We start from the raw sequence: 13,611 nt of genomic DNA, 5'->3' as shown, positions 1-13,611 counted from the left end.
TTAAACCTTAAATCTCAACGGGGGTGTCGGGGTGGTTGCCCCATTCGCCCCAGGAACCGGCATAACCTTTGACTCGCGGATAACCGAGCGCCTTGGCCACCAGGTAGGTGAAGCCAGAGCGATGGTGAGTCTGGCAGTGGGTGATGATTTCTTTGTCGCGGGTCAGCCCGAGGTCTTCGAGGATCTGCGGCATGTCACGACGGATGCGCAGGTTGCGTGCCTTGTCCATGCCGGCAGTCCACTCGAAGTTCACCGCGCCGGGAATGTGACCGCCCTTGGCGGCGAGGACTTTCTCGCCGGAATATTCCAGCGGTCCGCGTGCGTCCCAGATGCCCAGGTCAGCCGCGCCGAGACGGCTTTGCAGGTATTCGCGGGTGGCGGTAGGGCCGTCGTGCAAGGTCAGGCTGACCGGGCCACCAACGGGGGCGGGCACCTCGGTGGAAAGCGGGTGCTGGCTTTCCAGCCATGCGAGCAGGCCGCCGTCCAGGTAGTGGTATTTCTGGTGGCCGATCACGTCGAGCATCCAGATAAAACGTCCGGCCCAGCCACCGCCTTCGTCGTCGTAGACCACGTAGGTTGCGTTCGGGGTGTGGCCCAGTTCGCCGAACAGCTTTTGCAGGTCGGCTTTGCTCGGCAGCAAGCCGGGAGCCGGTGGCTGGCCCAACTGGGTGCGCTTGGGGTCAACGAAATGCGCGCCTGGGATATGACCCTCGGCGTAGCGGGCGGCGCTGGTGAGGTCCACCAGAATCAGGTGTTCGGCATCCAGTCGACCGAGCAGGTCGCCGGGTTCGATCACCAGCGGCAAGCCAGAGAAGTCAGGCATGTGAGGTCTCCTGGGCACAAATGTTGGCGATAAAGGACGGCGATTGTAGCGCAAGCATCAAGTGCTGCGGTTGGTAAAGCTGTGCAGTGCTTTCTCGACGCATTGCGCTGTTTTGCCGAAGGCCTGCACCGTGGTTTCCGAGAACGGCCCGCCGCCCTGGTCGGCGACCATCAGCATGACCACTCGGCCGTTGCAGCTCAGGGAGCGCAACAACAGGTGTTCGCCGGTAAACAGGCGACGCAGCACTGGCGGCAGCAGTGCAGAGAACTGTGCGTGGTTGTCGGGTGTGAGACGCACCTGCGCGGACTTTTCCAACAGCCGTTGCAGCAGCGTGCTATTGACCACGTCCAGGCTCAGGTTTGCGGCGTCCTTGGGCAACCCTTCGGCTTGATGCACGCGCAAGGTACTCAAGGCGCGGTCGGCCATGAACAGCAGCACCCGTTGCATGCCGCTCGCCACCAATGCTTCTTTGGCGCAAGTGGTCAGGTGCATGGCGTTGGCAAAGCGGTTCGGTTCAACCAGCAACTCGGTACAGCGCTTGCGCCATACGGCCAAGGCTTCGGCGGTGGGCGGTGGTGCGGGCAGCAAGCCGCGATGGACCTTCTGCACATGCCACGGCCAGATCAGCGACAAGGCCGGGTGCCAGAGGTCGGGCATCAGGGTATGGCGGGCGCTGGTCACCGCTTGCTGGTGGGCTTGCTGCTGCACATCGCCCAGGGGGGCTTCCAGGTAGAGCGCAGTCAGATATTGCCAGCGTTCGGTATGCGGGCAGGTCCAGGATTCCTGGGCCGACATTGCCAGGCCGTTAGCCAGCAGCACCGTATTGGCCGGCTGGTTCAACCAACGGCGCAGGTTGGGTTCGGCGTCGAGCAACTGCTGGTGGCGCAGTTCATCTTCCTCACGGGCGATATGCAGCGCCTTGACCAGCAAGCGTTGTTCGCTCAGCAGCAGGTTGTAGCCCTGGGACACCCAGATCGGCAAGTGCCACGCTTCGGTCAAGCCAAGGCACAAATCCAGCAGCCGTACGCCGAACAATTCCTGCTCGACCTGGCGTGCCGGCTGGCCCTTGTGGATCACCCGCAATTCCCATTCTTCCAGGAGCTTGGGGTAGGTGACGGCCATCGGCCAAAGCGGCGATAAAAACAGCAGGCTGCCCCAGTGAATGTCTTGCCACAAGCGCGCCAGGCGACTGCCGAATAAACCGTTGGCTTGCTGCGACGCGTGCAGGCTCACCAGCAGCAGTTGGCGCAAGGCCACGGGGATTTCCTTGGCCGGCACCGAGGGCAGGCGCGCCAGTAATTCTTCGGCACGCTTGAGGCCGAGGCGGTTGAGCGCCACTTCGAGGTTTTCCGCAGGGGCCGCGAGGCTGCCGTGGGTGTGGCTGTTGGCCTCGCGCATCACGCTGAGTACCAACGCCGGGCTGTCTTGCATCAGCTCGGCAATATCTCGCAATGAACTGCGGCTATCGCGAATGGCTTTGCACACGCGCTCGTGGCTGGCTTGGGGAATAGGCAGCAGCACATCATCCAGGCGCTTGATCCAAGCGGCGAGGGTGGTCGGTTTTGCAGTTGGGACTGTCGTTTCATTAGCCATGATTGGGGCGCGGTCATCACATGCATTCAACACGCCCGGAATGGGCCGAATTGGCTTTTCGCCTTAACGGGCTATAGTCTGGCGCAGTTTTGCCGATAAGTAGAACAAGAGTTTTTCTGCTACACCCACTATGTCCATGAACCCGACGGCGCAAGTACCCATCTCCTATGGCTAAAATTATCGGCATCATCGTCGTCCTCGCGAGCGTGCTCGGCGGTTACGTCCTTTCCCACGGTAAAATTGCCGCGTTGATCCAGCCTTTCGAAGTGATGATCATCGGCGGGGCGGCATTCGGTGCATTCCTGCAAGCCAACCCTGGGTACATGACCATGCATGTGGTCAAAAAATCCCTGAGCATGTTCGGTTCACGCTTCTCCCACACCTTCTATCTGGAAGTGCTGGGCCTGGTCTACGAGATCCTCAACAAGAGTCGCCGCGAGGGGATGATGGCCATCGAGGCCGACATCGAGGATGCGGCGGCCAGCCCGATTTTCGCCAAGTACCCGGCCGTGCTCAAAGACGAGCGCATGACCGCCTATATCTGCGATTACCTGCGCATCATGTCTTCCGGCAACATGGCTCCCCACGAGTTGGAAGGCCTGTTCGACATGGAGCTGTTCAGCCTCAAGGAAGAACTGGAACACCCCTCTCACGCTGTCACCGGCATTGCCGACGGCATGCCGGGCTTCGGTATCGTCGCGGCGGTACTCGGTATCGTGGTGACCATGGCGTCCCTGGGCGATGGCGACCAGAAGGCCATCGGCATGCACGTGGGTGCGGCGTTGGTGGGGACATTCTTCGGTATTCTTGCGGCCTACGGTTTCTTTGGCCCGCTGGCGACTTCCCTGGCGCATGATGCCAAGGAAGAGATCAACCTCTATGAAGCGATCAAGGCGTGCCTGGTCGCTTCGGCCTCCGGCATGCCGCCATCGTTGGCGGTGGAGTTCGGTCGCAAGGTGCTGTACCCGAAACATCGCCCAAGCTTCGCCGAGCTGGAACAAGCGGTTCGCGGTCGCTAAGCCATGGAAAACAACCAGCCGATAATCATCAAGCGCGTCAAGCGCTTCGCTGCGGGGCACCACGGCGGCGCCTGGAAAATCGCCTTCGCCGACTTTGCGACGGCGATGATGGCGTTCTTCCTGGTTCTGTGGCTGATGTCTACCGCCACGCCGGAGCAGAAGATCGCCATTGCCGGTTACTTCAAAGACCCCATTGGCTTCTCGGAAAGCGGTACGCCTTTTGTGATCGACCTCGGCGGTTCGCCGCAGTTGGCGCCTGAGCGCACGATCAACCCGGAGGTCAAGACCGAGGCCCCCCAGGAAAAAATCCCCGTCGAGCGCGACACGGTCGAGGCCATGGCTGAGCAAGTCGAGCAGGAGCGCCTGGAACTGTTGCTCAAGGAGCTGCAGACCAAGGTCGAAGAAAACCCGCAACTGCTGAAGTTCAAGGATCAGATCTCCTTCGAGATCACGCCCGAGGGCCTGCGTATCCAGATCACCGACGCCGCTAACCGGCCGATGTTCGACTCCGGTAGTGCCCGCTTGAAGCCGTACTTCGAAGATATCCTGCTGGCCATGGCCGACACCATCAAGGCGGTGCCGAACAAGATCAGCATCAGCGGCCACACCGACGCCAAGCCCTATGCAGGCCAGGGCGACTTCGGCAACTGGGAGCTCTCGGCCAACCGCGCCAACGCTGCCCGTCGTGCGCTGGTGGCGGGCAGCTATCCGGACCCGCAAGTGGCGCGAGTGGTGGGTTTTGCTTCGTCGCAATTGTTTGATCCCGCAGACCCGTTCAACCCGGTCAACCGCCGGATCGATATCGTGGTGCTGACCAAAAAGGCCCAGCGCGCGATCGAGGGTGATCACAGTGCGGCGCCTGCGGTACCGAAACCTGGCGAAGGCGCGCCAGGGGAAGTTCCGGCTGACCCGAACGCCATTCCTCCAGGGCAGGAGCCGTTGCCGGCCCATGAGCTACGGCAGAAGCTGAACCTGTTTGATGATGGTGGAGTGAAGGATCCTACGGTGCCTGCACCCAAGTCGTAATCACCATGCAAAAAGGCCGCGATGATCGCGGCCTTTTCGTTGGTGCAGGTTAGTAACTGTTCTCCGGCAAACTCGCAATGATCGACCGATAGCTGTTCATCCGTTGCTGCTGCACACGGCCATCTTCCAGGGCCTTGAGCAACGCACAGCCCGGCTCACGGTCGTGTTTGCAGTCGCGGAAGCGGCAGGTGCCGATCAGGTCGTTGAATTCGATGAAGCCCGCCTCCACATCGCTGCGGCTGACATGGCCGAGGCCGAATTCCCGGATGCCCGGGGAGTCGATCAGCTCACCGCCACCGGGGAAGTGGAACAGTCGCGCGGTGGTGGTGGTGTGGGTGCCCTGGCCGGACAGCTCCGACAGCGGTCCCACGCGGGTCTCGACTTCCGGCAGCAGGCTGTTGACCAGTGATGACTTGCCTACGCCCGACTGGCCGACGAACACGCTGATGCGCCCGTCCAGTTGCTGTTGCAACTGTTCCATGCCATTGCCGTGATGCGCCGAGACTTCCAGCACCGGGTAACCCAAGGTGCGGTAGACCGCCAGCAATGCGTTGAGCGCCGGCGCGTTTTGCTCGTCGATCAGGTCGAATTTGTTCAGCAGCAACAGCGGGCGAATGCCGGCATGTTCGGCGGCCACCAGATAGCGGTCGATCAGGTTGGCGTGGGGCTCGGGCAGCGGCGCGAACACAATCACGATCATGTCGACGTTGGCGGCCACCGGCTTGAGCTGGCCACGGCTGTCCGGGCGGCGCAGTTCGGTGGTGCGTGGCAACTGGGCGACGATTACGCCGATGCCCTGGTTGCCGGCACGCCACACAACCCGGTCGCCGGTGACCAGCGCAGGCAGGTTGGCGCGCAAGTGGCAGCGGAAAACCTGGCCGGCGAGTTCGCCTTCCAGCGCCTCGACCTCGACCTGCACGCCGAAGTGCGCGATCACCAGCCCCGTTTGTTCGGGGCCCAGGTCGCCGCCTTCGAGCGCTTCCACGGCGGAGGATTCACGTTTGGCGGCGCGAGCGGCGCGTTCACCCTGAATCTTTTCGATGCGCCAGTTTTGGCGGCGATTGAGCTGGCGTTTGGCCATTGGTGTTCCGTGTCGATAATGCAAAGGATAGGTGAAACGGTCGCGAGTCTAGCATGCCCCCGCCTGCTAAACTGCGCAGCCACGCCAAGGTGCCAAGAGAATCAAGCCATGCAAAACCCACAGAACCTGATTTGGATCGATCTGGAAATGACCGGTCTGAACCCCGACACCGACGTCATCATCGAGATGGCGACCATTGTCACCGACAGCAACCTCAACACCCTGGCCGAAGGTCCGGTGATTGCCATCCATCACAGTGATGCAGTGTTGGCCACCATGGACGAGTGGAATACCCGCACCCACGGCAACTCCGGCCTGACCCAGCGGGTGCGCGACAGCCGTATCAGTATGGCCGAAGCCGAGGCCCAGACCATCGCCTTCCTGGAGAAGTGGGTGCCCAAGGGCAAGTCACCGATCTGCGGCAACAGCATCTGCCAGGACCGCCGCTTCCTTTATACCCACATGAAGGCGCTGGAAAGCTACTTCCATTACCGCAACCTGGATGTGTCCACCTTGAAAGAGCTGGCCGCACGCTGGGCGCCGGAAGTCAAAGACAGCTTCCATAAAGGCAGCACGCACCTGGCGCTGGATGATATTCGCGAGTCGATTGCCGAGTTGCAGCACTACCGCAAGCATTTCATCAAGGCTTGATGATAAGGACTGCTTCATGCTGCTTATGCTTTACCTCATCGCCATCACGGCCGAAGCCATGACCGGCGCGCTGTCCGCCGGGCGCCGTGGCATGGACTGGTTTGGCGTGGTGCTGATCGCCTGCGTCACTGCCCTGGGCGGTGGTTCGGTGCGCGATGTGTTGCTGGGGCATTACCCGCTGACGTGGGTCAAGCACCCGGAATACCTGGTGCTGACGTCGGTTGCCGCACTGGTGACGATCTTTATCGCACCGCTGATGCGCCATCTGCGCTCGCTGTTCCTGGCGCTGGACGCCGTGGGGCTGGTGGCGTTTACCTTGATCGGCTGCATGACCGCCCTGGAAATGGGTCACGGCATGCTGGTGGCTGTGGTCAGTGGCGTGATCACCGGGGTGTTTGGCGGCATCCTGCGGGATATCTTCTGCAACGACATTCCCCTGATCTTCCGCCGTGAGCTATACGCCAGCGTTTCGTTCCTTGCCGCGTGGTTCTACATGCTGTGCCTGTATCTGGAGCTGCCGAGCGAGCAAGCGATTTTGCTGACGCTGTTCAGCGGCTTTCTATTGCGGTTGCTGGCGATCCGTTTCCACTGGGAAATGCCCAAGTTCGTCTACAACGACGACGTGCACTGACGCCCAGCGTGCTGGTTCAGCGCCCACTCGACGTGTTCGCGTACCAGTTCCGACGGATAATCCCGGCGTGCCTTCAACGCCTCCAGCACCGGGATGCTCGACGGCGCGTTGCCCAGGCCCACCGCCAAGTTGCGTAGCCAGCGCTCGTAACCGGCGCGACGTAGCGGTGAGCCCTCGGTGCTGCTGAGGAATTTATCCTCGTCCCACATGAACAGCTCGGCCAGTTCGGCGTTATCCAGGTTGTGGCGTGGCTTGAAATCACCCTCGGCCGTAGGCCGGGCGAAACGATTCCACGGGCAAACGATCTGACAGTCATCGCAGCCGAACACGCGATTGCCGATCAGCGGGCGCAGGTCTTCGGGGATCGCACTCTTGAGCTCGATGGTCAGGTAGGAAATGCAGCGTCGGGCGTCCAGCACATAGGGGCCGACGAAGGCATTGGTCGGGCAGATGTCCAGGCACGCGGTGCAGCGGCCGCAGTGTTCGGTGTCATGGGGCGCGTCCACCGGCAGCGGCAAGTCGACAAACAGTTCGCTCAGGAAGAAGTAACTGCCGGCCTTGCGGTTGAGTACCAGGGTGTTCTTGCCGATCCAGCCCAACCCGGCTTGTTCGGCGATGGCTTTTTCCAGCACGGGCGCGCTGTCCACGAAGGCGCGAAAGCCAAACGGGCCGATCTGTGCCTGAATGCGCTCGGCCAGTTGCTGTACGCGCTTGCGGATCAGCTTGTGATAGTCACGACCCAGGGCATAGCGCGAGATATAGGCTTTTTCCGGTTGGGCCAGCAATTGCGCCATCTGCGTGTCGCCGGGCAGGTAGTCCATGCGCAGCGAGACCACGCGCAAGGTGCCCGGTACCAGCTCGTCCGGGTGGGAGCGCTTGCTGCCATGGGCGCCCATGTACTCCATCTCGCCGTGATAACCCGCGGCGAGCCAGCGTTGCAGGTGCTGTTCATGCTCGGCCAGGTCCAGGCCGCTGATGCCGACTTGTTGAAAGCCCAGTTCGCGGCCCCAGTCTTTGATCGATTGGGCGAGGGCGGGCAGATCGGAGGTAATAGCAGGCATGAGACACGGGAAACCACGGGTGAGATGCGTATAATTCTGCCAGACATCGGAGCTTGAAGACGCATGCCGCAGACAAAACACGAAATAACCGACGTTCAGCCTTTGTTGCCCGGCCATTTGCCGCAACTGGCTGCGCGTCCTCCGCAGGCCCATAAAGGCTTGTTCGGCCACCTGCTGGTCATTGGCGGTGACCACTGCTTTGGCGGTGCTGCGCTGCTGAGTACCGAAAGCGCCTTGCGCAGTGGTGCCGGCATGGTGTCCCTGGCGACGCGGGCGGAGCATGTGCCGGCGGCGCTGGCGCGCTTGCCGGAGGTCATGACCGTCGGCGTCAGTTCGGCTAACCAATTGATGGGGTTGCTGGAAAAAATCTCGGTGATTGTCATTGGCCCTGGCCTGGGTGAGGCATCCTGGGGCAAAAGCCTGCTGTCGGCTGCCGCCAACGCCCGGCAGCCGCAAGTCTGGGATGCGGATGCGTTGAATCAACTGGCCAAGGGCGGTGTCAGTTTGCCGGTTGGCTCGGTCATCACCCCGCACCCTGGCGAAGCGGCGCGTTTGTTGGGGCTCACGACAGCCGAGGTTCAGGCCGAGCGTCTTAAGGTGGCGCGCGCTTTAAGCCAGAAATTCAATGCAGTCGCTATCCTCAAGGGGGCTGGCAGTTTGATTGCCAGCCCGGACGGTCGGGTTTCCCGCTGTGATCGTGGTCATCCGGCGATGGCCACGGCGGGGCTGGGTGATGTCCTGGCGGGCTTGGTCGGCGCCCTGCTGGCTCAAGGTATGCCGGCCTATGAGGCGGGCTGTCTGGCCGTGTGGCTGCACGCCGCGGCGGGAGAGCGCCAAGGTACCCTGGGTCGCGGGCTGGCTGCCAGTGACCTGATTCCTGCCATTCGTCAATTGCTGGAGGAGCAATCGCCGTGTCTGAAGTAACCCTGTTTCTGGCAGATGAAGACGCAATGGTCGCATTCGGCCATCGCATCGCCCAAGTGACGGCGGGCACCGGGCTGATTTTTCTTGAGGGTGACCTGGGGGCGGGCAAAACCACGCTCTCGCGCGGCATCATTCGTGGCTTGGGCCACACGGGCGCGGTTAAAAGCCCAACGTTCACGCTGGTAGAGCCCTACGAAATTGGCCAGGTGCGAGCTTTCCATTTCGACCTTTATCGCCTGGTCGATCCCGAAGAGCTGGAGTACATGGGCATCCGGGATTATTTCGACGAAGACGCGTTGTGCCTGATCGAGTGGCCAGATAAAGGCACAGGCTTTTTGCCAAAGCCGGACCTGACCATTACCATTACGCCGCATGAATCAGGACGTCAGTTGAAGTTGTTGCCCCAAAGCGTGCGCGGCCAGTCCTGGTGCGCCGCTTTGGCATTGGAATTCAAATAATTGGTGGGGTTAGGTATGCGCTTTCGCGCGTTGGTTGCTGTCGTAGGGGTATTGCTTGCGGCAATGACTGTCAATGCTCTGGCTGCTTCGCAGGTGAAAAGTGTTCGCCTGTGGCGAGCGCCGGATAACACGCGACTGGTGTTCGACCTGTCTGGCCCGGTCCAGCACAGTGTCTTTACCCTGACGGCGCCCGATCGCCTGGTGATCGACATCAATGGTGCGTCCCTAGCCGCGCCGCTCAAGGTGTCCACCGCCAACACCCCGATTACCGCCATGCGCTCGGCCCAGCGTACGCCGACCGATCTGCGTGTGGTCATCGACCTGAAAAAGGCCGTGACCCCGAAAAGCTTCTCCCTGGCGCCGAATGCCCAGTACGGCAACCGGCTGGTGGTCGATCTGTTCGACAATGCCTCCGATGCCAACCCGACGCCCGTGCCGACCCCGAGTGTTGCCACGGTACCGGCCGTGCCGGTTAACCCGTCGCAGCCGCAGGTCAAGTTGCCGCCACCCCCACCGGCCCCGCCGGGCAAGCGTGACATTATTGTGGTGATCGATGCCGGCCATGGTGGCGAAGACCCGGGCGCATCCGGCTCGCGCGGCCAGCATGAAAAAGACGTAGTGTTGGCCATCGCCCGTGAGCTGCAGCGCCAGGTCAATGCGATGAAAGGCTATCGCGCCGAGCTGACCCGTACCGGTGACTACTTCATTCCATTGCGCGGCCGTACGGAAATCGCCCGCAAGAAAGGCGCCGACCTGTTTGTGTCGATCCACGCCGACGCCGCACCCTCGTCCGCCGCCTTCGGCGCCTCGGTGTTCGCCCTGTCCGATCGCGGCGCGACTTCCGAGACTGCCCGTTGGCTGGCCGACAGCGAAAACCGTTCCGACTTGATCGGCGGGGCCGGCAACGTGTCTCTGGATGACAAGGACAAAATGCTCGCCGGCGTGCTGCTCGACCTGTCGATGACCGCTTCGCTGACCTCCAGCCTGAATGTCGGCCAGAAAGTGCTGAGCAATATCGGCCGGGTCACTTCGCTGCACAAGCAGCGTGTCGAGCAGGCTGGGTTCATGGTGTTGAAGTCGCCGGATATCCCGTCGATCCTGGTGGAAACCGGCTTTATCTCCAACTCCAACGAAGCCTCCAAGCTGGCCAGTACCAGCCACCAGCAGGCGCTGGCGCGTTCGATCAGCGCCGGTATCCGCCAGTTCTTCCAGCAGAACCCGCCGCCGGGCACTTACATTGCCTGGCTGCGCGACTCCGGGAAAATCGCCCAAGGCCCCCGTGACCACCGCGTGCAGCCCGGCGACACCCTGGCCATGCTGGCCGTGCGTTTCCAGGTTTCGCCTGCCACGTTGCGCAGTGCCAATGGCCTGAAAACCGATGAATTGAAAGTCGGCCAGGTATTGACCATTCCCGGCACTGAATTGGCGGCGCAGTAATGAGCGAATCACAGTTGAACAGCGGCGCACGCATCGAACTGCTCAGCCCGCGCCTGGCCAACCAGATTGCCGCGGGCGAGGTGGTTGAGCGTCCGGCGTCGGTGATCAAGGAGCTGCTGGAGAACAGTATCGACTCTGGCGCCAAGCGCATTGATGTCGATGTGGAGCAGGGCGGCGTCAAGCTCCTGCGCGTGCGCGACGACGGTAGCGGCATCTCCTCCGATGACCTGCCGCTGGCTCTGGCGCGTCACGCCACCAGCAAGATTCGCGACCTGGAAGACCTTGAGCGGGTGATGAGCCTGGGTTTTCGCGGTGAGGCCTTGGCCTCCATCAGCTCCGTGGCCCGCCTGACCCTGACCTCGCGGACCCGTAGTGCCGACCAGGCCTGGCAGGTAGAAACCGAAGGCCGTGACATGGCGCCTCGAGTCCAGCCGGCTGCGCACCCGGTGGGCACTTCGGTGGAAGTGCGCGACTTGTTCTTCAATACCCCGGCGCGCCGCAAGTTCCTCAAGGCTGAAAAAACCGAATTCGATCACCTGCAGGAAGTCATCAAGCGCTTGGCGTTGGCGCGTTTCGACGTGGCTTTTCATCTGCGCCACAACGGCAAGACCATCCTCAGCCTGCATGAAGCCAATGACGACGCTGCCCGTGCACGGCGTGTGGCCGCTGTTTGCGGGGCGGGTTTCCTGGAGCAGGCACTGCCGATTGAGATCGAGCGCAATGGCTTGCGCCTGTGGGGCTGGGTCGGATTGCCGACGTTCTCCCGTAGTCAGGCGGACCTGCAGTATTTCTTCGTGAATGGTCGTGCAGTACGCGATAAGTTAGTGGCCCATGCGGTGCGCCAGGCGTATCGCGACGTTCTGTTCAATGGGCGGCACCCCACGTTTGTGCTGTTTTTCGAGGTCGACCCGTCGGTGGTCGACGTCAACGTGCATCCGACCAAGCATGAAGTGCGTTTTCGTGACGGGCGCATGGTGCATGACTTCCTCTATGGCACGTTGCACCGTGCCTTGGGCGATGTGCGGCCGGATGATCAGTTGTCTGCGCCGATCGTGACGGCGGTGGTACGGCCGAGCGGTCCGGAGGCCGGCGAGTTCGGCCCACAGGGCGAAATGAGCCTGGCGGCCAATTTGTTGCAATCGCCGCAACCACAGCCGTCATACACCGCGCCGGGTTCCGGTTCGGGCGCGGGTTATCAGTACCAATACACCCCGCGTCCGCAATCGACAGTGCCGGTGGCGGAAGCCAAGGCGGCCTATCGCGAGTTTTTTGCGCCATTGCCGGGGGCCGAGCCGGGCGCCGTTGCATTGCCGGAGGGTGGGGGGGATATTCCACCGTTGGGTTATGCGTTGGCGCAACTCAAAGGCATCTACATCCTGGCGGAAAACGCCCACGGCCTGGTACTGGTCGATATGCATGCCGCCCATGAGCGGATCATGTACGAGCGCTTGAAGATCGCCATGGCCAGCGAAGGTCTCAGCGGTCAGCCGCTGTTGGTGCCCGAATCCCTGGCGGTCAGCCAGCGGGAGGCCGATTGCGCCGAAGAGCATCACGGCGTGTTCCAGAAACTGGGCTTCGAATTGCAGCGCCTTGGGCCGGAAACCCTGGCGATCCGCCAGATTCCTGCGCTGCTCAAGCAGGCTGAAGCCAACCGCCTGGTCGCTGATGTGCTGGCGGACCTGATGGAGTACGGCACCAGCGATCGTATCCAGGCGCACATCAATGAGCTGCTTGGCACCATGGCCTGTCATGGCGCCATCCGCGCCAATCGCCGCCTGGCCCTGCCGGAAATGAACGGGCTGCTGCGCGACATGGAAAACACCGAGCGCAGCGGGCAATGCAACCATGGCCGACCGACCTGGACCCAGATGGGCCTGGACGATCTGGACAAACTGTTCCTGCGCGGCCGTTGATGAGTGCCTTGCCCCCCGCCATCTTCCTGATGGGCCCCACGGCCGCCGGCAAGACCGACCTGGCCATCGAGCTGACCAAAGTGTTGCCGTGCGAGCTGATCAGTGTCGACTCTGCCCTGGTTTACCGGGACATGGACATCGGTACGGCCAAGCCCTCAAAAGCGCTATTGGCCCAATATCCGCACCGGTTGATCGACATTATCGACCCGGCCGAAAGCTATTCTGCGGCGGATTTCCGTACCGACGCTCTGGCTGCCATGGCTGAGATCACCGCGCGGGGCAATATTCCGCTGCTGGTGGGCGGTACGATGCTCTACTACAAGGCTTTGCAGGAAGGCCTGGCGGATATGCCGCCGGCTGATGCCCAGGTGCGCGCCGAGCTTGAAGAGGAGGCTGCACGCCTTGGTTGGCAAGCGCTGCACGATCAGTTGGCGGCGGTTGACCCGGTCTCTGCCGCGCGCATTCACCCCAATGACCCCCAGCGCCTCACACGCGCCCTGGAAGTCTGGCGTGTCAGCGGCCAGACCATGACTGAACACAGGCTGAAACAAACTGCGCAAAGTGCTGATGCAGACGCATCTGGACAGTCACAATTGCCCTATACTGTGGCGAATCTGGCGATTGCTCCGGCAAATCGCCAGGTGCTGCATGAACGAATTGCACAAAGATTCACAATTATGTTGGAACAGGGGTTTGTGGACGAGGTCGTAGCACTGCGTTCAAGAGGTGACCTGCATCCCGGGCTACCTTCCATACGTGCTGTAGGCTATCGCCAAGTCTGGGATCACCTGGATGGCAAGCTGACGTGGGCCGAAATGCAGGAGCGCGGCATCATCGCCACGCGCCAATTGGCCAAACGCCAGTTCACCTGGCTGCGCAGCTGGAGCGATTTGCACTGGTTGGACAGCCTGGACAGCGACAATCTGTCACGCGCCTTGAAATACTTGGGAACGGTCTCCATATTGAGCTGAGTCCTTGCAATTGCCGTCTATCC

At 61.8% G+C, this 13,611-nt stretch carries 13 protein-coding genes; 9 read left to right on the top strand and 4 right to left on the bottom strand.

Features of this window, described 5'->3' with window-relative positions:
• Nucleotides 1–7: 7 nt before the first annotated feature.
• Nucleotides 8–823 (bottom strand): thiosulfate sulfurtransferase, encoded by an 816-nt coding sequence (gene rhdA, locus ACQRBT_RS06655; protein ID WP_060755117.1) that lies wholly within the window; start codon nucleotides 821–823, stop codon nucleotides 8–10.
• A 57-nt stretch (nucleotides 824–880) separates the two neighbouring features.
• Nucleotides 881–2,416, bottom strand: coding sequence for an HDOD domain-containing protein (locus ACQRBT_RS06650; RefSeq protein WP_060755116.1), 1,536 nt, complete (start codon nucleotides 2,414–2,416; stop codon nucleotides 881–883).
• Nucleotides 2,417–2,583: 167 nt separating this feature from the next.
• On the opposite strand from ACQRBT_RS06650, the gene motA reads away from it, so the two are divergent.
• Both motA and motB read left to right on the top strand, forming a co-directional pair.
• Nucleotides 2,584–3,435, top strand: coding sequence for a flagellar motor stator protein MotA (gene motA / locus ACQRBT_RS06645; protein ID WP_060755115.1), 852 nt, complete (start codon nucleotides 2,584–2,586; stop codon nucleotides 3,433–3,435).
• A 3-nt stretch (nucleotides 3,436–3,438) separates the two neighbouring features.
• Nucleotides 3,439–4,461, top strand: a complete 1,023-nt coding sequence (motB, locus tag ACQRBT_RS06640; RefSeq protein ID WP_090367151.1) for a flagellar motor protein MotB — start codon at nucleotides 3,439–3,441, stop codon at nucleotides 4,459–4,461.
• 49 nt (nucleotides 4,462–4,510) lie between these two features.
• Here the strand turns inward: motB and rsgA are convergent, their stop codons facing one another.
• The gene (gene rsgA / locus ACQRBT_RS06635; RefSeq protein WP_161547765.1) at nucleotides 4,511–5,542 is read right to left on the bottom strand and encodes a small ribosomal subunit biogenesis GTPase RsgA; all 1,032 of its coding nucleotides are present in this window, start codon (nucleotides 5,540–5,542) and stop codon (nucleotides 4,511–4,513) included.
• A gap of 108 nt (nucleotides 5,543–5,650) precedes the next feature.
• Here rsgA and orn point away from each other — a divergent pair, with 108 nt between their 5' ends.
• Nucleotides 5,651–6,193 carry an oligoribonuclease gene (gene orn, locus ACQRBT_RS06630; RefSeq protein ID WP_034105723.1) on the top strand — a complete coding sequence of 181 codons (543 nt, stop codon included), beginning with the start codon at nucleotides 5,651–5,653 and terminating at the stop codon, nucleotides 6,191–6,193.
• A 16-nt stretch (nucleotides 6,194–6,209) separates the two neighbouring features.
• Nucleotides 6,210–6,824, top strand: coding sequence for a trimeric intracellular cation channel family protein (locus ACQRBT_RS06625; protein WP_060755111.1), 615 nt, complete (start codon nucleotides 6,210–6,212; stop codon nucleotides 6,822–6,824).
• Here the strand turns inward: ACQRBT_RS06625 and queG are convergent.
• The gene (gene queG, locus ACQRBT_RS06620) at nucleotides 6,803–7,885 is read right to left on the bottom strand and encodes a tRNA epoxyqueuosine(34) reductase QueG (protein WP_060755110.1); all 1,083 of its coding nucleotides are present in this window, start codon (nucleotides 7,883–7,885) and stop codon (nucleotides 6,803–6,805) included. The genes ACQRBT_RS06625 and queG overlap by 22 nt on opposite strands.
• A gap of 63 nt (nucleotides 7,886–7,948) precedes the next feature.
• On the opposite strand from queG, the gene ACQRBT_RS06615 reads away from it, so the two are divergent.
• The 5 genes from ACQRBT_RS06615 to miaA are packed head-to-tail and all read left to right on the top strand — an operon-like array spanning nucleotide 7,949 to nucleotide 13,588.
• The gene (locus ACQRBT_RS06615; RefSeq protein WP_412046598.1) at nucleotides 7,949–8,809 is read left to right on the top strand and encodes an NAD(P)H-hydrate dehydratase; all 861 of its coding nucleotides are present in this window, start codon (nucleotides 7,949–7,951) and stop codon (nucleotides 8,807–8,809) included.
• Nucleotides 8,797–9,267 carry a tRNA (adenosine(37)-N6)-threonylcarbamoyltransferase complex ATPase subunit type 1 TsaE gene (gene tsaE / locus ACQRBT_RS06610; protein WP_090367145.1) on the top strand — a complete coding sequence of 157 codons (471 nt, stop codon included), beginning with the start codon at nucleotides 8,797–8,799 and terminating at the stop codon, nucleotides 9,265–9,267. The genes ACQRBT_RS06615 and tsaE overlap by 13 nt, the downstream gene beginning before the upstream one ends.
• 15 nt (nucleotides 9,268–9,282) lie before the next feature.
• Nucleotides 9,283–10,704 (top strand): N-acetylmuramoyl-L-alanine amidase, encoded by a 1,422-nt coding sequence (locus ACQRBT_RS06605; protein WP_104995358.1) that lies wholly within the window; start codon nucleotides 9,283–9,285, stop codon nucleotides 10,702–10,704.
• Entirely contained in the window at nucleotides 10,704–12,617 is a 1,914-nt protein-coding gene (gene mutL / locus ACQRBT_RS06600; protein ID WP_412046599.1) for a DNA mismatch repair endonuclease MutL, read from the top strand. The genes ACQRBT_RS06605 and mutL overlap by 1 nt, the downstream gene beginning before the upstream one ends.
• On the top strand, nucleotides 12,617–13,588 hold the full coding sequence (gene miaA / locus ACQRBT_RS06595) for a tRNA (adenosine(37)-N6)-dimethylallyltransferase MiaA (RefSeq protein ID WP_104995359.1): 972 nt from the start codon (nucleotides 12,617–12,619) through the stop codon (nucleotides 13,586–13,588). The genes mutL and miaA overlap by 1 nt, the downstream gene beginning before the upstream one ends.
• Nucleotides 13,589–13,611 lie beyond the last annotated feature (23 nt).

Source organism: Pseudomonas sp. R19M (assembly GCF_050312585.1).
In the GTDB taxonomy this organism is placed as follows: Bacteria; Pseudomonadota; Gammaproteobacteria; order Pseudomonadales; family Pseudomonadaceae; genus Aquipseudomonas; species Aquipseudomonas palleroniana.
Note: the sequence above shows the minus strand (reverse complement) of the source record. Positions and strands in the feature narration are given on the sequence as shown.